Raw genomic sequence first — 17,399 nt, 5'->3', positions numbered from 1 at the left:
CGTCAGTCGCCCGCGCCTTCGCCTTCTCTCCCCTCCGTGTCGGCGCCGTCCTCCCCCTCCGCCGGGGCTTCGCCGTCTTCTCCCCCACCACCGCCGATTCCGGCGACGACGCGCCCGACCGCGTAGCCGGCGACGCCGACGGCGACCGCGGCCGCGACGGCGACGCCGAGCGGTTCGGCCAGCGCGGCGAGGGAGGGAACGGGATCGGAGAAGGGGACCGTGTACGGCTCCGGTCCCGCAGTCCGCAGGAGAATCGCCGCGAAGGGGCCGTAGGCGAGGACGGTCGCGGGGAGCACGCCGCCGCCGACCGCGGCGAAGGCGACGACGCCGACCGCGGTCAGGACCGCGAGCGCCGCGGCGACGGGGGCGGCGAGGCTCTGCGGGATCCCCGTCGCTCCGAGCGAGGCCGCCGCGTCGGCCGCCATCCCGACCGCGTCGAAGGCGACGTACGAGAGCGCGAAGCCGACCGCGCCCCAGACGGCGGCGCGCTCGAACCCGGTCTCGCCGAGCCCGACGCGAGCGAGGGCGGCGAGGCGTCCGGAGTCGGCGGCGTCGTTCCCCGTCATTCCGGGCGGGTCGCCCCCCGCCCCTCCCGGCCGGGGGTGAGGTTGCCGTGTTCGTCGATCTCGCCGGCGACGATGCGGGTCGAGGAGATGCGCTCGCCGTCCTCGGCCGAGACGTGGTCGACCACGACCAGTTCGAGGGGGTCGTGGCCGCGCTCGCGGCGGATCTCGTTGATCCGCTTGCCGCCGTCCCTCGTCTCCGGGGAGACGATCAGGGCGTCGAACTCGGGTTCGACGGCGATGCCGGTCGGGTCCGTTAGCTCGCGAACTTCGAACTCGCGGCCGTGCCCGTCGGCGAGGCCGGCCAGCTCGGCCTCGAGGTCGCGCTTTCGGCGGTCGTACGGGCGGACGTACCGTTCGACGTGTCGGGTCTTCGGCGCGAGCTCGTCCGACGTGAGCCCGACGGTCACGTCACCCAGCTCGAACGCCCGTTCGAACAGCTTCCGGTGGCCGTCGTGAACGGGATCGAACGTACCACCCAGCGCGACGTTCATGCACGACCGTTGCGCGGACGGGACTTAAAACGTCTCGAAGCCAGAGCGGTCGAGGGCGGCTCAGCGGTCGTCGTCCTCGCCGTCGTCTCCCTCGTAGTCGAACGCGTCGTCGGTCTCGTCAGCTCCGTACTCGTCCTCGTTGTCCTCGCCGTCACCGTCGACCGAGATCTGGACCGGCTCCGCGTCCCCGTCCGGCGACTCGCCGCCGAGCCGGCGGTCGAGGTTGAACACGGCGTTGAGCTCCCGCTGCACGTCGCCGACGACGCCCTGGACCAGCTCGCTCGGCGCGATCGCCTCGTACTCGTAGGGGTTGTTGCCGGCGCCGCTCGCCTCCCGCTTGTCGCGCTCGACGGTGCCCTCGTCGTGGAGCTCCGCGAGCGCCTCGCGGACCGTGCTCGGGTAGAGGCCGGTGCCGTCGGCGACCTCGTCGCTGGTGCTGTTCGGGTTGTCGCGGAGGAAGACGTAGATCCGCGCGCGGGTCTCGGTGTCGAGCAGCCACGAGAGGAGGTCGACGACGTTGTCGTCGAACCCCTTGACGGCCTTGTCCGCGCCCTCGCCGAGCCGTTCCTTGGTCTTCCGGATCTCCTCGCGGGTCCGCTCGGTAGGCGAGTCGTCGTCGGAGGCGTCGTCGAAATCGTCGGCACCGCCGGCGGAATCGTCCGTGGTCATACCGGAAATGCGGTCCGCGCGCCCAAAAGCGTTTCTCGTCGTTTCGCTTCCGACGGAACGGGCGGCTCAGGGCGCGCCGCGGCTCCCGACTACGGCGACAACACGAGGTCCTCACAGAGCGCGTCGAGGCCGCTCTCCTCGCGGAGCCGGCGCTGGCGTTCCGCCCCGCTCTCGGCCTCGTACACGTCCCGGATCCCGGAGATTCCGAGGCGGTCGCACTCGTCGGCGACGACCTCGCCCAGCGGGACCGTCTCCTCCCCGTCGCGGGCGACGAAGGAGGCGTCGTGGCCGTGGCGGATCGCACGCCACTTGTTCTCGTCCAACAGCTCTCGGCGGAGGGTCGGCGCCGACTCCCCGTCCGCGTAGCGCTCGGCGTAGTCGACGACGAGGGCGTGGACGTACTCGACCATCGCGAGGGTGACCGCCGGGTCGCGCTGGGCGTCGGGCGCGCGCACCTCGACCGTGCCGTGGCCGGTGTGCGGGCGCACGTCGAACCAGAGCTCGCCGCGGTCGGAGATGGAGTCCGTCTCGACCATCCGGCGCTCGAAAGCGTTGAAGGCGTCGAAGTCGTCGAACGCCGACGGAACACCGGTGTTCGGAAGGTTCTCGAAGATCTTCGCGCGGGCCGACGCGAGTCCGGTGTCGAACCCGTTCCAGAACGGGGAGTTCGCCGACAGCGCGAGCAGGATCGGACAGTGCCATCGGAGCCGGTTGGCGATCCAGACGGCCTTGTCCGCGTCGTCGACGCCGACGTGGACGTGGAGTCCCGCCGTGGTGTTGCGGTGTTGCGGGTACTGAATCCGGTCCAACTGCGCGCGATACCGCGGCTTCTCGGCGTGTTCGAGCTCGCGCCACTTCGCGGCCGGGTGGAGGCCCGCGGCCGCGATCCGGTAGCCGTCGGCGGCGGCGTGGTCGACGAGCGCCTCGCGGACCGTCGAGAGGGCGTCGGCCGCGTTCGACGGGTCCTCGATCAGCTCCGTCTGCGCCTCGATGGTGCACTTGAACAGCTCGTGGTCGAACCCCTCCGGGACCTCCGCCGGGGGGTCGCGACCGTAGACGAGATCGTCGATCCCCGAGGTCGGGCGGCCGTCGGCATCGACGACGTAGAACTCCTCCTCGATGCCCAGGGTCCCCATCCGGGCGAACGCGTCCCGCGAACCGAGTTCCATTACCGCTCCGTATCGGCCGCGCGGTCTTATAACGAGTGGAACCCGAAACGGACCGCCGGTGTCGACGTCGGAGCCGCGCCGCGGCGGACGAGATCGGCCCCCGAGAAGATTTATAAAATTCCGAGAGAACGGTGACCTATGCCGCTCCTTCCGTTACAGGTCCCCGGCGGTCCCGAGCTGCTGATCCTCCTCCTGATCCTGTTCGTCGTCTTCGGTTTGGTCGGTCGGTGGGTCTACCGAGACGCGAAGTCCCGCGGGAGCGACTGGGCGTGGCAGTGGGGTGTCGGCATCGCGCTGCTCTTCCTCGCCGGTCTGGTTCCCGGCTTACTCGGGATTCTCATTTACGTTACGGTGCGGGGAGACCGCGTCGAAACGATGTCGTGAGCGCCACGCGACGAGGCGTCTTACCAGCCGGTCGACGTGGCCAAGTAATCGAAAACGAGCCGGCGGCGCGCGTTCCGTTCACGCGCCCGATTCTCCCGCGCTACTCCGTCCCCGCTCAGCCGAGGACGTACCGCAGCTTGGGGAACTTCTCGACGAGCGCCTGCCCGCCGACCTCCAGTTGCTCGATGTAGGCGTCGAGGCCGAGGACGCGGCCCGCGCCGAACGCGGCGACCGTGAGGAACACGATCGCGTACACCAGCGTCGAGTCGAACAGCGCGAGCGCGTCGCCGCTCCACCCGCCGAGGTAGAACAGCGCCATCTGCACGGCGCCGCCGAGCGCGGCCAGCCGGACGAACGCCCCGGCGATGAGCGCCGCGCCGATGAGCAGCTGCGTGACCGGAACGACGACGTTGACGACCTCCATCAGCGCCGCGTTCGACGCCATCGCGGCGAACAGCCCGCTGACCGGGCTCGCGGGGTCGACGTTCGCGAGGTACCCCGCGGCGTCGAACGGCCACTCCGAGACCTTCCCGAGGCCGGCGAACAGGATCATTCCGCCGATGGTCGCCCGAAGCAGGACGATGAACAGCGCCGACAGCGAGTGCGCCTTCCCCAGGAGCGTGACGCCGCCGATCTCTCCGCCGAACTCGTTCGTGGTTTTCGTGGACATAGTGTCTCTCCTCACTTACGGATACGCCGGGTGGATGGATAAACCCGGAAGCGAGTTCTCCTTTTCGTGGAACGGATCGGCGATCTCCCCCGATCGTTTGGGTCTTTAAGTACTACGCCCCGAACACGTTCCTCGGATACTCTACCACGCCTCGCCGCTCGCCAGGTCCACGCCGCCGTCGCCCTTCTCGGAGGGACACACGTCCGCGAGCACGCACTCACTGCAGTCCGGGTTGATCGCGGTACACGTCGCGCGGCCGTGGTCGATCATGAGGTGCGTGAACTGCTGCCAGTCTCTCTCGGGAACCACGTCGAGGAGGTCCCGTTCGATCTTCTGGGGGCTCTCCTCTTCCGTGATCGCGAGCCGGCGGGTGAGCCGCTGGACGTGGGTGTCGACGACGATCCCCTCCACCACGTCGTGGCCGTGCTGGAGGACGACGTTGGCGGTCTTGCGGCCGACGCCCGCCAGGTCGGTCAGCTCCGACATCGTGTCGGGGACCTCCCCGCCGTGTTTCTCGGCGATGTCGGCGCAGGCCGACCGGATGTACGACGCTTTGTTGTTGTAGTAGGTGATCGAGTCGATCGCCTCCGCGAGCTCCTCTTGGGGCGCGTTCGCGTACTCTTCGGGCGTCTCGTAGGTCTCGAAGAGGTCGGCACAGACCTTGTTCACGCGCTCGTCGGTGCACTGCGCGGAGAGGATCACGGCGATGAGCAGCTCCAGCCGGTTCGAGTAGTTGAGCGAGATCGTCGAGTCGGGGTACTCCTCGTAGAGGCGATCGAGGACCTCCTCGACCTGCTCTGCCCGCGGCTCCAGTGGCGTTCCCATACCGGTCCCTCCGCGCGGGCGCCATTGAACGATCCGGAAGCGGCGCGTTCTCCTCCCGTCGCTCGGGATCCGAACGGTCGCCGGCCCGAACCGGCAGATTCACGTCGCCTCTTCGACACGTCTGGGCGTGTCCCGGTCCCGAGATCGACGGCGACGACGCCCGGCCTACCGCCGGCGGCCACAGGAGTTCTACTGGCTGTGGATCGCCGCGACCGCGACGTACGGGGTCGGCGACATCGTCTCGACGATCGCCTTTCTGGAGTACGTCCCGACGATCGACGAGGCGAACCCGGTCGTCGCGGTCGCGCTCGACGCGTTCGGGCTCGGCGGGCTGGTCGCCCTGAAGATCGCCGTGTACCTGGTGATGCTCTGGATCAGCGTCCACGGCGCCCGCGAGGGCGACGGGTTCCTCTACTACTTCCCGCCGGTCCTGTTGACCCTCGTCGGCATCTACCTCACCGCGAGCAACGTCCGGTTGCTGTTGATCGCCTGAGGCGCCGCAAGCGGTTGTCCCCGACCGACACCGGTTTGCGCCGCCGCGACCGATCTCCCGCCATGCTCTCGGACACCCCAGGCCTCCACCACGTGACGGGGATCGTCGGCGACGCCGGCGCGCACGCCGCGTTCTACGCGGAGACCCTCGGGCTCCGGCTCCTGCGCCGGACCGTGAACTACGAGGACCTCCACCAGTACCACCTCTACTTCGGCGACGCGACGGGCTCGCCCGGCTCCGTGTTCACCGTCTTCTCGGACCCCCACGGGGACCCCGGCCGCGCCGGGAGGCCCGGGTACGCCGCCGTCGCCTTCGCGGTCCCGCTCGGCTCGCTCGACTACTGGCGCGAGCGGCTCGCCGATCGGGGGGTCGCGGTCGAGGACGCCCCCACGTCCGACGGACCCGCCGCCGCTGACCGGTTCGGCGACCGGGCGCTCTCCGTTTCCGACCCCTCCGGCACCCGGATCGAACTGGTCGAGAGCGACGTCGACGGCGACCCGTGGATCGGGGGTGTCACCGACACTGACTCGGTCCCCGAGTCGGCCGCGATCCGCGGGCTGTACGGCGTCACCGCGCTCCCCGCGGACCCCTACGGGACCGCCAGCGTGCTCGACACGCTCGGTTTCGAGTACGAGGCGGAGACCGGCGACCGGATTCGGTACCGCGCCCCGGGCGACCGCGCTCGCGTCGTCGACCTCCTCGACCGGGACGCGCCGTACCTCCGCGAGGGGCCCGGCACGCTCCACCACGCCGCCGTGCGCGTCCCCGACCGCGAGGCGCTGCTGGAGTGGCACGACCTCTTCCGCGACCGCGGCTACGACGTGTCGCGGGTGAAGGACCGCCACTTCTTCCACTCGCTGTACGTGCGCGGCCCCGGCGGACTCCTCGTCGAGCTCGCGACGGAGGCCCCGACGCCCGACGGCCCGCAGGCCCCCGGCCTCGCGGACCCCGACGCCTCCGGTCACGCGACCGAGCTGTACCTCCCGCCGCGGTTCGAGGAGGACCGCGAGCTGATCGAGAGCCAGCTCCCCGACTTCGAGCTCGGGAGCGGGGGAGACGCGAGCGATCGAGCGGGCGCCGACCGATGACCCGTCGACTCACGGGCGCCGAGGGCCCGCACGCCGACGCCGCGCTGGAGACCGGCGGCGCCCCGGCCGCGGCCGCGGCGGTCGCGGTCGTGCTCGTCCACGGCCGCGGCGGGACGGCCGAGGGGCTGCTCCGCCTCGCCGACGAGTTCTACCGGCCGGGCGCGGCGCTTTTCGCCCCGCAGGCGGTCCGCTCCAACTGGTTCCCGGCGGGCCACGACGCGCCGATCGCCGCCAACGAGCCGGCGCTAACCTCGGCTGTCGACTGCGTCGCGGCGACCCTCGACGCCGCCGGCGAGATCGGGATTCCGACCGAGCGCGTCGTCCTCGTCGGCGTCTCGCAGGGGGGCGCGGTCGTGAGCGAGTTCCTCCGGCGTCGCCCGCGGCGGTACGGCGGCGCGTTCGTCGTCTCCGCGGCGCTCCCGGGCGAGCGCCCGGGGGAGCGATCGGTCGATTCCGGTGGGGAGAGCGAAGGCCTCTCCGGCACGCCGGTCGCGCTCGACAGCAGCGAGGGCGACCCGTACGTCCCGGTCAAGCGCGTGCGCGCGACTGCGGCGGCGTTCCGACGGGGCGGCGCGGCGGTCGACCTCCGGATCGACGCGGGGGACGGCCACGGCCTCTCGGACGCGACGATGGCGCGGATCGGCGACCGGATCGCGACGCTGCTCGGCGGCGAGGAACATGCCGACGACGATCGCGGCGACGCCGAGTGAGACGGGTTCGCATAGACGAACGTGTTCGCGACACGGCCCATCCCCTTCCGGAAGCGAGTACCGACCGATGACCGAACTCGACGTCAGACAGATCCCGCCGAGCGAGCGACACGACCGAATTCACGACGCGTTCGCCGAACTGGACCCCGGCGAGACGCTCACGATCGTCAACGACCACGAGCCGACGCCGCTCTACCACGAGATGGCGGCGGAGGTGCCCGCGTTCGACGCGGACGGCTACGCCGTCGAGCGCGAGGAGGCCTCCCGGTTCGTCGCCGAGTTCCCGAAGGTCGAGGTCGAGTCGGGCGTAGAGACGGTCCGGCTCGCCGACCTCGACGGCGAGCCGCACGCGGCGGCGTTCCCGGGGCACGAGCCGAAGACGGTCCGGCTGTCGCTCGACGCCGGACAGAGCGTCCCCGAGCACACCCACCCGGACCGGACCGTGCTGTTCCACGCGCTGTCCGGGGCGTTCGCGGTCCGGCTCGACGGCGAGGAGCACGCGGTCGAGGCGGGCGAGATCGTCCGGTTCGACGGCGAGACGGCGGTCGAGCCGACCGCGACCGAGGACGCCACCGCGCTGGTGGTGCTGGCGCCGAAGCCGGACGAGTGAGACGGAGGCGATGAGTGAGACGGAGGTGGTGAGTGAGACGGAGGCGGTGATCGAAACCGCTCTCGCCGTCGGCGTTTTGTACGTCGCCGCCGAATCTCGGCCATGGAGACCACCCGTCAGCGCATCGCCGACACGCTCCGCGAGGGGCCGGCGACCGCGAGCGACCTCGGAGAGACGCTGTCGCTGCCGACGCCCGTCGTGTACGACCACGTGGAGCACGTCTCGCGGTCGGTCGCGGACGACGGCGCCGACGAGGAGCTTCTGGTCGCGCCGCCGGAGTGCCGCGACTGCGGCTTCGACGGCTTCGACGACCCGATAAACCGGCCCTCGCGGTGCCCGGAGTGTAAGAGCGAGCGAATCGAAGAGCCGGCGTTCGTGATCCGGTAGGAGCCCCGTTTAAAAGGCTGCAGTGAGACGTGCGAACCATGACGACCGCCCTCCCGGACCCGCTCGTCGACGACCTCCGACTCTTCGTGTTCGCGAATGTCGTCGTCTGGGTCGTGATCGGGGTGATTGTCGGCGCCGTCTCGTTCGATCAGGGGGTCCTCCGATCGGCGATTCCGGCTACCGTCGGCGGCGTCACGTCGGGTGTCGTTCTTCACTCGTCGCTGGTCGACGACTGAAGAATGCCATTGAAATCTGCTTCCTCAAACGAATTCGTAGCCGAATCAGCCGCAAGATCGCGCTTGCTTCTTGCTTGAGAGCGGGAGTACGTGTATCAGAACGAGTGAGTAGTCATTTATAAGCGATCGAGCGGTATTGCTGTCGGTTGTTTATAAGTCACCGACGGCGCTGCGGTGAACACCTCTCRGGGATCGACGGTGAACACCTCCAAAGCTCCAGCCGCTGTGGGCGGCGCACGCTCGCTGCGCGCCTCAGTCGCTCGTTTCACTCGCTCCCTGCGGTGCTTACATCGCCTGCGCCGCCCACAGCGACTGCCCCTTTGAGTCCCACCCCGCCCGCAACCGCACAGCGCCTCACGCCTCCCCAGCCTCAGTACCTCACAAAGCATCCTCAGCTAGCTGTTTCTGAAGCCTGAGTTCTGTGGTGGAGCGGTTGTGCTGGGTGGTCTTGACGAGAAGATCGTCGACGAACCGACGGAGAGCTGTCGCTGTCGGCGGCGGCTGCCGCCGACGCGACAGCGTCGCCACTCCTGGCGGAGGCTAGCCCGGTCGGAGATTAGCGAGTAAACCGGTCGTCTGGTGGTCGGTTTGCGGGGACGGCCCGACGCGTCGCGAGGGCCGTCCMCGCTGCCCGTTGAATCATGTTGATGAACTCCTTGAACGACCACTTCCAGAGGCGACGCCCTCCACGGCGGGGCGTCGCCACGTACTCCCAGTGTAAATACCGCCAGACGTTCTGTAACAACAAGCTCACCACGACGTACAGCAGCCGTACGACCGGATTTTGTGTCGAGGTCGTCGCAATACTTTGCTCGGAGAGTCGGTAGCTGGCCTCGATACCAAAGCGTTTCGCGTAGTGGTATCGAGCGTCTCGTGGTGAATTGATGAACGGCGCGTCAGCGGCGTAGCCGTGACGCGCCACTCCATGTTCGTCGTACCGTCCGTTTTGGTACGTACAGTCGATGTAGACGGGAAACTCGACGGTCCAGCTGTGACCGTCGAGTTTCGCCGTCATGTCGTGTTGAATCACGCGACTCCAGCCTTCCGAGAGTTCTTGCTTGATCGTCTGTCCCCAGCGGACGATCGGCATGACGTAGGCGTGGTTGTGTGCCTGAAGCAGCGTCAAACACTTGCTGTCGTAGAATTCGCGGTCAAGAAAGACGGCCTTGACCTCGAGGTCAAGGCCGTCGAGGATACCGAGAAACTCTGCGAGGACACTGCTGGCGGTGTCGCCGTCTTCGAGACGGCGCACCGCCAGCGTGTAGCGTTTGTTCTTCACACGCGCGTAGAGTGTGGCGTAGGCGTGGAACGCAGTCGTTCCACGCTTCGCTTGTGAGTGATACAAGCCGTCTGTCCCATCTTCGTCGCCGTAGTAGGGCCGCAGGTGGAGGTCTGAAACGACCTCCACCTGCTGGGGAAGGACGTCGAGGACGTCCTTCTGAAGGAGCGCGTTTCCGACTTGTTCGAGCGTCTCAAGATCGAACTTGGTGCGGAGATGGTAGAGAACCGAATTTTCGTGGGGAGCATCTTCGCTTTTCTCACAGAGCGTTGAGACCGAGGTCCCGTCGGCGCACGCGCCGACGAGGACCTCGTAGATGTCTTCAGCATCGAGTTCAGCGTTTTCAGCGAGTGTGAGGGCAACTTCCTCGTCAAGGGAGTTGACGAGGAAGTTAAGAAGCTGGTCCTCGTGAATTTCACCGTCTGCTTGCTTGGTATTAGACACACCTTCAGCAAGCAGACGTCTCAACTAACCGGCTTTGTGATGTACTGAGTATGAAAAGCGCCGAACAGCGACGAGAGGATGGATTCGAGCCAATAGAGGTAGAAACCAAGAGATTGGTAGCGTTCTACTTTCCGAACCTGTGCGGATGTCACAGTTTCGGAGTTTGGGATCTGATGCGCGCCTTCTATTCATTAGATATATTTGTAATAATATTTCCCGGCCGATTTCTATGCTACTCCCAACAAGAGATCACCGATTTCCTGATGACGCCTCTGAGCGTGCCTACGCGAATGACTGGGAGACTGTGACCTGTAGTCTTCAGCAATATATTTCACTTATCTCGATCTCTCAATGTCTCCTGTTCAAGAGAGTGGCTGAGGTTCTTGGTTAAACAAAAAGGTGAAAATTCGCAATACGCGGACGGTATCAAGTGTTGCGGACGATATTTATGAGAGACTCCACGAAAAATAGGCATGCCTACTCCTGCGTCGTTGGATATCGATTATCAGTCCCATGAACGTGTGAAGAAGCTGATTGACATACTCAAGTTCTGTATCGAGGATATTGGTTTGGCATTCGAGTCTTGGGATGAACCGTATGTCACTGGTCCGGGACTCTATTTTGCCATCGTTTCGGGACACACAGTGAGAAATCACGCAGATCCGATGGGAGCGAATAGATGGCCCGTATCTACATCCAGGGATGTCCTTGATGACGTCGATAGTTTCTATGAAGCAACGACTGAGGTCGCTCGCGAGCGTGACGGAGCTGTCGTTATCAGTGTGGACGGGATTGTCCAGGAGCAAATGGTTCGATTCCATGATTATTCGTCTGATCCGAATCAGTCGACCGAGTCCTCCATTCAGTATGCGGATTGGATGGGATCACGGCATATGAGTGCCGCCGACACGTCTGCGCGGCCTGATGTCGTTACGACGATGACCCTTAGCGCTGAAACAGGGCGCGTAACGGTATTCGACGATGGAGAGTACTCTACGACGCCTCGTGATGAACTCTTTCAAGCGTGGCAGTAATCGGAGTTTTTCGTTCCAAATTGGGTTGTTGAAGGTCAGAGAATACGTATACCCCTTCGAGATTAGTTATAGAAATTTAGACGATGTTATGGGCCGGGAGAGGGGTTCACCTCGAGGATGTCCGGATCGTCAGCCATCGAGCGGGCGCAGCTCTGACACAGATACGTAATAATCTTCGCTTCGCTCTGGAATCGGATTTCCATACGAACCCCGTCTCCTGAGTCACAACGGTTACACTCCATATGTGAGAGACGGATTGACCGCCATTAATGAGTTCGGAGAATCGCGGGGACGGACGCTGAACGAGGGGGTCTATTTAGTTGTTTGATTCATCTCTGGACAGTTCTGCCCCCTCCTCATCGTATGTTCGTTCTACAGGCTGTTGTGGAGTGACGTCTTGTTTCGAATCGAGGAAACTGATTTCCCGCTGTGGGAAGGGGATCACGATATCTGCCTCGTCGAACTCGTCATACACGAGTCGATTGATCTGATCGATCGCCCTGAGCTCGCTAAATGGATGGGCAACGAAGGCCCACAGTTCGAAGACGAGTGCAGAGTCACCGAATTCCCGGAACATCACCCGAGGTGAGGGCGATTCGAGGAGGAGCGGAATCTCGTCACAAACGCCCAGTAGAATCTCCTCCACTTTTTGATAGTCCGTCCCGTATGCTACCGTAATCGGCACTCGAATTCGCTTGCGACGCTGGGGAGCGGACTCGTTGACAACAGAAGCGGAGTTCAACACAGCGTTCGGAACGGTAATCAAGATATTGTCCCGCGTGAGAACGGTCGTACTCCGAATACCGATATCAGTCACGGTCCCTCGCTGACCGTCCTCCAAGATTATCACGTCCCCTGTTTTGTACGTATCGTCGAAATACAGCGATACGCCTCCGATCAAATTGCCGATGGCTTCCTGTGCGGCCAACCCGAGGATGATCCCGATAATCCCCGCCGAAGCGAGAAACGGTGTAACGTTGATTTCCCAGATAATGAGGAGGCTGATAACGGTCCCAATCAGGAGAAGGATGGTCCAGAAGTTCTTGAATATCGGGGAAAACTCGTAGTCACTTTCTGTAGCATTCACGGCTTCGATCCACTGACTTCCAACACGAATGGCTGCTCGCATCCATAGCACAACGAGTATCGAGAGGATAGCACCGACGAGGTAGTAACTCGATTCGACGAACCCGAGAACACTCAGGCTACCGTATATTCCGCCAAGAGCCACCGAGACGTACAGCGGCATATGAATTTCCTCGAAGAAGATACGATTGATTGAGTCGTCAGGCCAGCGGTCGGATTGGTCCAATAGCTTGTGTCCGCCCCACTCAATAAGCCGTGAGAGAACGTACGCACCAATGAGAATCGCGATGACGAGCATCCACGGCTGATTGCTGAAAGGAAGATCGTCGGCGCTTTGCAGCAAGATTTCGAGTTCAGGAGAGATATCGATCATCACCAACATCGTTCCCATAGTTGATATGGCTATAAGTGTGTGGCGAGTGGCTCCCGACTCTATTCAAGTTCGAGAGTCGCAAATTTCAGCGTCGAGCGAGAGACGCTTTACGTCGGATGCGTGAGGCGAGCCGTGCGAGCCGTGAGGGGAGATTTTGATTCGCTTTGACCATCAGCACCGAACTCTCCGACTGCCTGCCTACTTGTTCCGGTAGCGATCCGATAACGGAACGACGGAAGAGGTCTTCGGAAGTCGCTCCGAGAACAACGAGGTCAACGGTCTTTGATTGCTCTATAATTGTCTCGCTGACTGAGTCGCTCTCAACGGTTTCCTGAGTGATTACTGGGACACCAGTAAAACCTGCAATAACGTTCTCTAATGTTGTTTCCCGCTCGTTACGTACTGTCTCCGATTCGGTCGGTATATTGACAATGATGACGTGGATCTCTGCATCGTGTACCCGAGCGAGGGAGCCCGCCATGCTCGCTGCTAATTCGGTGTTTGGACCACCAGCAACCGGCAGGAGAATTCGCTGTATATCCTCGTTATCGTCCATTCGTTTCACGAGAACGTCGCACGGTGCCTCCCGGAGTACGTGATCGAGATGCGACCCCAAGATGATGTCTCGGCGGCGCGGTCTTCCCCGCCATCCCATGAGGATCGTGTCGATATCCCGTTCGTTCGCTACGCTGAGGATGCCGCTGGCTATCGAGCGAGCAAAGCGGATCCGGCTGGTCACTTCGACCGCTTGATCACTGACCAACTTCGTCGCATAGTTGAGCGTCTCCCGTTCGTTCGAAACCAGCCGCTCACCTTCGGAAAGCGGGAGTTGTTCCGGGACCCTAATCACGGTCAGCAGGTCGAGTGGGCGTCCCGTATCCGTCGCCAAATCCACAGCGGTCGAGACCAGTTGGTCTGCCGTCTCCGGATTTGCGATCGGCACGAGAATTGAGCCTTGGGAGGTCGAAGTAACCATTACGTCTTGAATGTTCGACAGTGAATATAGGGGTTTGGCTCAAACAGAACCTCTGAACCACTGCGGTACTCCACGATTTCAGGCCCGATTCAGAACGCCCTACTATCGAAATTCGAGTTCCTCGTGGAGACGGTGTTTGTTCTGTAATCGCCACTGCTCGAGGGAGACGTCGTCAGTAAGGACCGTTCGTATCTTCTCCAATAACTGTTCCGAGGCCAGGAAATCAGGAACGATGACATAGCTTGCGCCTGCGCCTAACAGGCGATCCGCTTCGTCGACACGATTCGACCGGAGCACGACGTCTGCCTCCGTGTCTAGCCCCAGAATTCGCTTTGACACACGGGGATCATCGACTGTCGAGAGGATCAATCGAGCAGTATCGGCGTTCGCTCGTTGCAACGTCTCGTTGCTTACCGCATCTCCGAAAATGTGGTTCTCGTGGTTCGTGGCTAATTCGTGATGATCTGGATCGTGATCGATGACGACGAAGGGCTGGTCCTCCTCCTCACAGGTCTGCGCGGCCAGCGTACCAAGTCGCCCATACCCGACGATAATGACGTGGTCTCGGAGAGATGAGTCGACCGAACTTCGGCTGTTCAGCTTGGAGTGTGTCGATTCCAATGGGAGACATTTGGATAACACTCGATACAGCGGCTCGCTGTACTGGCGGGTAACGGTCGACGTGATCATCGTCAGTGCTGCAACGAGAATGATCGCCTCGAAGACATCCGGCTGAATTCGCCCGAGGATCAACGCTTGGATCGCAATGATGAGGGCGAATTCACTCACTTGGTCGAGTCCGAAACTCGTCAGCGATGCCGTCCTGGTCTCGTATCCCTGGTAGAGTAGTGCGTAGATCGTCACGAGTGGCTTGAGGACGACGATAACGAGGAACAGAACGGCCGCAAACAGAAGTGCTCGTGTCGTGGGAATCGTAATCAGGCTCCCGACCGTGACGAAGAAAATCGCCGCGAAGAAGTCGTCGAACGATTCGAGCCCTGCTTCGAGTGCCAATTTGTCCGGGAACTCTCTCGTGATCGCCAACCCGGCGGCGAACGCCCCAATGACGATCGAGATACCGGTCATTTCCGCGAGGCTGATAAATCCGAGAAGCAGCGCGACCCCCGTCAGAATGATGAGTTCGTCGGAGTCGCCCGACAGCGACACGAGAACGTCGAACAGGTACACCCGGACGAGCGCGGCGACGAGGAGGATGACGACGCCGTAGCCGAGTTTGAGTGCGATGCCGTCGGGCGTGAAGACATCCGCGCTCAACACGAGGATGAGAACGACCGCGAACAGGTCCTGCGCGAAGTGAATCGACGAGATGAGGCGTCCCTGGATGAGGTTGCGACGAATATCGTGAACGGCGAGCTCCCGGCCGACGAGCGACGAACTGAGCGCAGCTGCGCTTGCGAAGTATACTGCGTTCAGCGTATCAAGCCCGAAGACGAGTCCTAGGCCGAAGACGAGCGACCCGATCAGCAGTACTTGGAGGGCGGCGACGTGCTCGCTGTCACGCGCAACTGCGCGGAACCGCCCGGGTTCGACTTCGACACCGAAGGTGAACACGAGGAACGCGACTCCCCACTGGGCGAGTTCCAGGGTCGTCCCTTGCGGGATGAACGGCGCGAGAAAGAGCCCGACGATGATATACACCGGGACCGCGGGGATACCCACCCGTGTTGCAACGATCAGAAATAGCGCAGCGGCGATGAAGATCGCACCCAGGGGCGTCAGGAGCTCAACCATCGAACTCACCTCGGATCCAGCGGAGGTGGCCAATATCGCGGTCTACCACCGACCAGAACGCCTCCGGTTCGTTGAAATACTGGCGAAGATGCTCGGCGAGCTTTTCACTCGAGAGTGCTGTACTGAGGATGACGTAGTGAGCCCCGCGGTCGTACAGATTACTCGCATCAGTGGTCGATTCGGCCTCAGCGAACACGACCGCCTGTTCTCCGGTTTCTTCGAGCAGCGTCCGGTTGATGTCGGGTTCGACCGTCGAACTCAACACGAACGCCGCTCGCTTGAGCCCGGCAGCGCTTCGAATCTCACCGTGTTTGAAATCGCCGTAGATGTAGTCGTAATCCGCGGACTGATGGATCTCAGCGTGGGCTGGGTTTCGGTCGACGACGACGACGTCTCCGAAGTGTTCCTGGAGCACCGGCAACGCCGCCCGAATGATCTCGTCGTAACCAACGACAACGGCGTGGTCTCGGTAGACGTGGAGGTCGACGTCTCGCTTCTCGTCGCCTTCGAAGCGGGCGAGGTAGGGTTTGACACGCTCGTAAATCTCGTAGTTGTAGTTGATGAGGTACGTCGAGAGGCTCATCGTGACGATCGCCATCAGACTCAGATAGCCCAGAATCGACGCGTCGATGAAGCCCTGAGTGACTGCCAGCGCACCGACGACGAGTGAGAACTCGCTCACTTGAGCCATGTTGAGACTTCCGATGAACGAGGTCTCCGGCGTGAACTGTTCGCGGTCGATGAGATAGAAGATGATCAGGAAGTTCCCGATCATGAGGGCAGCTGAGGCAATCAACGCCTCAACCCAGTAGGCGAGGAGGCTATCCGCAGCGAGTTGGAGGCCGATACTGGTGAAGAACACGACCATGAAGAAGTCGGTGATTGGGCGAACTCGCTCGGTGAGCTCGCTCGTGTACGGGACCTGTGCGAGACTCAATCCCGCGAGGAACGCCCCGACTTCGAGCGAGAGGTTGAGCTGTTCGGTCCCCAAGATGAAGACGAACGCCCAGGCGATACCGACGATAAAAAACGCCCTCCTGTCGTCCGCGACGGCCTTGAACAGTGACGGGAGGAGATACCGGGCGGAGAGATACGAGACGATACCAACGCCACTCATCAACAGGAGTATCGTTCCGACACTGACGGCGATTTCCGTGGGATTCGAGAGTGACTCAGCGCTCAGAACGGCGAGGAGGATGACGAGATAGATGTCCTGAATGATGAGGACGCCGACGTCGATCTTTCCGGGAAGCGTCGCCAGTTCGTCTTTGTCGGACAGCAGCTTCACGATGATCGGCGTGGCCCCGAAAACGGTCGCCAACGCGATGATGGTCGTTTCGAGGAGCGTAAAGCCCAGCGCGAACGCGACGACGAAGGCGAGTGCGGTCTGCAGGATCGTCTGCCAGATGGCGATGTTGACGATGGGTCGGAGGATCTCGCGGATGTCGTCGATACGCATCTTCATCCCGATGAGGAAGAGGAGGAATCCGAGCCCGAGTTCGCTCATCAAGACCACGAGTTCCGACTGAGAAACGACGTCGAGGAAGACCGGTCCAAGAACGAGGCCCGTGAAGATATACGCGACGATCGTCGGTTGTCCCGTCAATCGAGCGATATAGCTCAGCAGGACCGCCGTGATGATAATGACCGCAAAGTCAGTCGCAAAGGGAAGCGACCCAGCCTGCAGAGGTACAATCACGTCTGGCCAATCTCTCCCGAAATCAATGAAGATAGCGATTATCCACGTCACCCATCTGTCTTTAGTTAAGCGAGAAACCGCGAGATAGCGGCGGCTTATCGAGGCATCTTTCGGAAGGAATGAGGAAGTCCAGTCTGTGCACGACAAGGACTCCTCATCTCGAATTATGCGTCGACTCACTACACTGTTTCCCTCTGAGTTCCTCGAAGAGCACGCCGAGGAACTCAGAGGGAAACAGTGTAGTGAGTCGACGCATAATTCGAGATGAGGAGTCCTCAGTCGATCACATCGGGTTTGAGTGAAAGTGTCTGCTTGGGAAGGGTGTGGAAGCTACCGAAGCAGACAGCGAGATAGAAGAAGAGCACCTCCTTAATTTTGTCGTCAACAGCCTCAACGAAGAGCTTGCGATAGATCTCGACGAGAACGTCAAGGTCACGACAGAGACGTTGTACGAGGTC

19 protein-coding genes and 1 pseudogene are annotated in these 17,399 nt (G+C 62.7%); 9 read left to right on the top strand and 11 right to left on the bottom strand.

All coding sequences use genetic code 11. From position 1 onward, the window contains the following. Nucleotides 1–2: 2 nt before the first annotated feature. The 4 genes from EDM04_RS16210 to EDM04_RS16195 form a co-directional block, all read right to left on the bottom strand. Nucleotides 3–566: a hypothetical protein gene (locus tag EDM04_RS16210; RefSeq protein WP_241154947.1), complete on the bottom strand. Its 564-nt coding sequence runs from the start codon at nucleotides 564–566 to the stop codon at nucleotides 3–5. Further along, the gene (locus EDM04_RS16205; RefSeq protein ID WP_123623973.1) at nucleotides 563–1,057 is read right to left on the bottom strand and encodes a phosphopantetheine adenylyltransferase; all 495 of its coding nucleotides are present in this window, start codon (nucleotides 1,055–1,057) and stop codon (nucleotides 563–565) included. The genes EDM04_RS16210 and EDM04_RS16205 overlap by 4 nt, the downstream gene beginning before the upstream one ends. Before the next feature lie 60 nt (nucleotides 1,058–1,117). Beyond that, entirely contained in the window at nucleotides 1,118–1,726 is a 609-nt protein-coding gene (locus EDM04_RS16200; RefSeq protein WP_123623971.1) for a winged helix-turn-helix domain-containing protein, read from the bottom strand. Between the two features lie 89 nt (nucleotides 1,727–1,815). Further along, on the bottom strand, nucleotides 1,816–2,895 hold the full coding sequence (locus tag EDM04_RS16195; protein ID WP_123623969.1) for a glutamate--cysteine ligase: 1,080 nt from the start codon (nucleotides 2,893–2,895) through the stop codon (nucleotides 1,816–1,818). 138 nt (nucleotides 2,896–3,033) lie between these two features. Between EDM04_RS16195 and EDM04_RS16190 the strand changes: the two genes are divergently transcribed. Further along, complete coding sequence (locus EDM04_RS16190; protein ID WP_123623967.1) at nucleotides 3,034–3,279, top strand: hypothetical protein; 246 nt, start codon at nucleotides 3,034–3,036, stop codon at nucleotides 3,277–3,279. A 115-nt stretch (nucleotides 3,280–3,394) separates the two neighbouring features. On the opposite strand, the gene EDM04_RS16185 is transcribed toward EDM04_RS16190, so the two are convergent. Further along, a complete protein-coding gene (locus EDM04_RS16185; protein WP_123623965.1) occupies nucleotides 3,395–3,949 on the bottom strand; it encodes a DoxX family protein in 555 nt (184 codons plus the stop codon). 141 nt (nucleotides 3,950–4,090) lie between these two features. Further along, entirely contained in the window at nucleotides 4,091–4,774 is a 684-nt protein-coding gene (gene nth, locus EDM04_RS16180; protein ID WP_123623963.1) for an endonuclease III, read from the bottom strand. 127 nt (nucleotides 4,775–4,901) lie between these two features. Here nth and EDM04_RS16175 point away from each other — a divergent pair, with 127 nt between their 5' ends. From EDM04_RS16175 to EDM04_RS16150, 6 genes are all read left to right on the top strand, one after another. Next, entirely contained in the window at nucleotides 4,902–5,267 is a 366-nt protein-coding gene (locus EDM04_RS16175; protein ID WP_123623961.1) for a hypothetical protein, read from the top strand. 62 nt (nucleotides 5,268–5,329) lie between these two features. Continuing rightward, nucleotides 5,330–6,355, top strand: coding sequence for a VOC family protein (locus EDM04_RS16170; RefSeq protein ID WP_123623959.1), 1,026 nt, complete (start codon nucleotides 5,330–5,332; stop codon nucleotides 6,353–6,355). Further along, on the top strand, nucleotides 6,352–7,065 hold the full coding sequence (locus EDM04_RS16165) for an alpha/beta hydrolase (protein WP_123623957.1): 714 nt from the start codon (nucleotides 6,352–6,354) through the stop codon (nucleotides 7,063–7,065). Before EDM04_RS16170 ends, EDM04_RS16165 begins: the two co-directional genes overlap by 4 nt. Nucleotides 7,066–7,132: 67 nt before the next feature. After that, the gene (locus EDM04_RS16160) at nucleotides 7,133–7,675 is read left to right on the top strand and encodes a DUF2249 domain-containing protein (RefSeq protein ID WP_123623955.1); all 543 of its coding nucleotides are present in this window, start codon (nucleotides 7,133–7,135) and stop codon (nucleotides 7,673–7,675) included. 102 nt (nucleotides 7,676–7,777) lie between these two features. Next, the gene (locus EDM04_RS16155) at nucleotides 7,778–8,062 is read left to right on the top strand and encodes a transcriptional regulator (protein WP_123623953.1); all 285 of its coding nucleotides are present in this window, start codon (nucleotides 7,778–7,780) and stop codon (nucleotides 8,060–8,062) included. A gap of 38 nt (nucleotides 8,063–8,100) precedes the next feature. After that, complete coding sequence (locus EDM04_RS16150) at nucleotides 8,101–8,298, top strand: hypothetical protein (RefSeq protein WP_123623951.1); 198 nt, start codon at nucleotides 8,101–8,103, stop codon at nucleotides 8,296–8,298. Nucleotides 8,299–8,854: 556 nt separating this feature from the next. On the opposite strand, the gene EDM04_RS16145 is transcribed toward EDM04_RS16150, so the two are convergent. Continuing rightward, nucleotides 8,855–10,021, bottom strand: coding sequence for an ISH3 family transposase (locus tag EDM04_RS16145; protein ID WP_123623949.1), 1,167 nt, complete (start codon nucleotides 10,019–10,021; stop codon nucleotides 8,855–8,857). A gap of 473 nt (nucleotides 10,022–10,494) precedes the next feature. Between EDM04_RS16145 and EDM04_RS16140 the strand changes: the two genes are divergently transcribed. Next, entirely contained in the window at nucleotides 10,495–11,055 is a 561-nt protein-coding gene (locus tag EDM04_RS16140; protein WP_123623947.1) for a diadenylate cyclase, read from the top strand. Between the two features lie 316 nt (nucleotides 11,056–11,371). On the opposite strand, the gene EDM04_RS16135 is transcribed toward EDM04_RS16140, so the two are convergent. From EDM04_RS16135 to EDM04_RS16120, 4 genes are all read right to left on the bottom strand, one after another. Beyond that, nucleotides 11,372–12,514 carry a mechanosensitive ion channel family protein gene (locus tag EDM04_RS16135; protein WP_241154951.1) on the bottom strand — a complete coding sequence of 381 codons (1,143 nt, stop codon included), beginning with the start codon at nucleotides 12,512–12,514 and terminating at the stop codon, nucleotides 11,372–11,374. A gap of 85 nt (nucleotides 12,515–12,599) precedes the next feature. Continuing rightward, entirely contained in the window at nucleotides 12,600–13,490 is an 891-nt protein-coding gene (locus EDM04_RS16130; RefSeq protein ID WP_123623943.1) for a universal stress protein, read from the bottom strand. A 102-nt stretch (nucleotides 13,491–13,592) separates the two neighbouring features. Then, a complete protein-coding gene (locus EDM04_RS16125; RefSeq protein WP_123623941.1) occupies nucleotides 13,593–15,242 on the bottom strand; it encodes a cation:proton antiporter in 1,650 nt (549 codons plus the stop codon). Further along, nucleotides 15,235–16,941, bottom strand: coding sequence for a cation:proton antiporter (locus EDM04_RS16120; protein ID WP_206424484.1), 1,707 nt, complete (start codon nucleotides 16,939–16,941; stop codon nucleotides 15,235–15,237). Before EDM04_RS16120 ends, EDM04_RS16125 begins: the two co-directional genes overlap by 8 nt. A 323-nt stretch (nucleotides 16,942–17,264) precedes the next feature. On the opposite strand from EDM04_RS16120, the pseudogene EDM04_RS16115 reads away from it, so the two are divergent. Continuing rightward, a pseudogene (locus EDM04_RS16115) lies at nucleotides 17,265–17,399 on the top strand (ISH3 family transposase); the annotation flags it as partial.

Source organism: Halorubrum sp. CSM-61, from assembly GCF_003781945.1.
Classification (GTDB): Archaea; Halobacteriota; Halobacteria; order Halobacteriales; family Haloferacaceae; genus Halorubrum.
The sequence above is the reverse complement of the archived record's forward strand: the minus strand, read 5'-3'. Positions and strand labels throughout refer to the sequence as shown.

Coding starts and splice junctions, on each gene's coding strand:
- EDM04_RS16155 (WP_123623953.1), top strand. CDS start 7,778: ATGGAGACCACCCGTCAGCGCATCGCCGACACGCTCCGCGAGGGGCCG.
- EDM04_RS16210 (WP_241154947.1), bottom strand. CDS start 566: ATGACGGGGAACGACGCCGCCGACTCCGGACGCCTCGCCGCCCTCGCT.
- EDM04_RS16200 (WP_123623971.1), bottom strand. CDS start 1,726: ATGACCACGGACGATTCCGCCGGCGGTGCCGACGATTTCGACGACGCC.
- EDM04_RS16170 (WP_123623959.1), top strand. CDS start 5,330: ATGCTCTCGGACACCCCAGGCCTCCACCACGTGACGGGGATCGTCGGC.
- EDM04_RS16130 (WP_123623943.1), bottom strand. CDS start 13,490: ATGGTTACTTCGACCTCCCAAGGCTCAATTCTCGTGCCGATCGCAAAT.
- EDM04_RS16195 (WP_123623969.1), bottom strand. CDS start 2,895: ATGGAACTCGGTTCGCGGGACGCGTTCGCCCGGATGGGGACCCTGGGC.
- EDM04_RS16160 (WP_123623955.1), top strand. CDS start 7,133: ATGACCGAACTCGACGTCAGACAGATCCCGCCGAGCGAGCGACACGAC.
- EDM04_RS16205 (WP_123623973.1), bottom strand. CDS start 1,057: ATGAACGTCGCGCTGGGTGGTACGTTCGATCCCGTTCACGACGGCCAC.
- EDM04_RS16190 (WP_123623967.1), top strand. CDS start 3,034: ATGCCGCTCCTTCCGTTACAGGTCCCCGGCGGTCCCGAGCTGCTGATC.
- EDM04_RS16165 (WP_123623957.1), top strand. CDS start 6,352: ATGACCCGTCGACTCACGGGCGCCGAGGGCCCGCACGCCGACGCCGCG.
- EDM04_RS16135 (WP_241154951.1), bottom strand. CDS start 12,514: ATGATCGATATCTCTCCTGAACTCGAAATCTTGCTGCAAAGCGCCGAC.
- EDM04_RS16140 (WP_123623947.1), top strand. CDS start 10,495: ATGCCTACTCCTGCGTCGTTGGATATCGATTATCAGTCCCATGAACGT.
- nth (WP_123623963.1), bottom strand. CDS start 4,774: ATGGGAACGCCACTGGAGCCGCGGGCAGAGCAGGTCGAGGAGGTCCTC.
- EDM04_RS16150 (WP_123623951.1), top strand. CDS start 8,101: ATGACGACCGCCCTCCCGGACCCGCTCGTCGACGACCTCCGACTCTTC.
- EDM04_RS16125 (WP_123623941.1), bottom strand. CDS start 15,242: ATGGTTGAGCTCCTGACGCCCCTGGGTGCGATCTTCATCGCCGCTGCG.
- EDM04_RS16185 (WP_123623965.1), bottom strand. CDS start 3,949: ATGTCCACGAAAACCACGAACGAGTTCGGCGGAGAGATCGGCGGCGTC.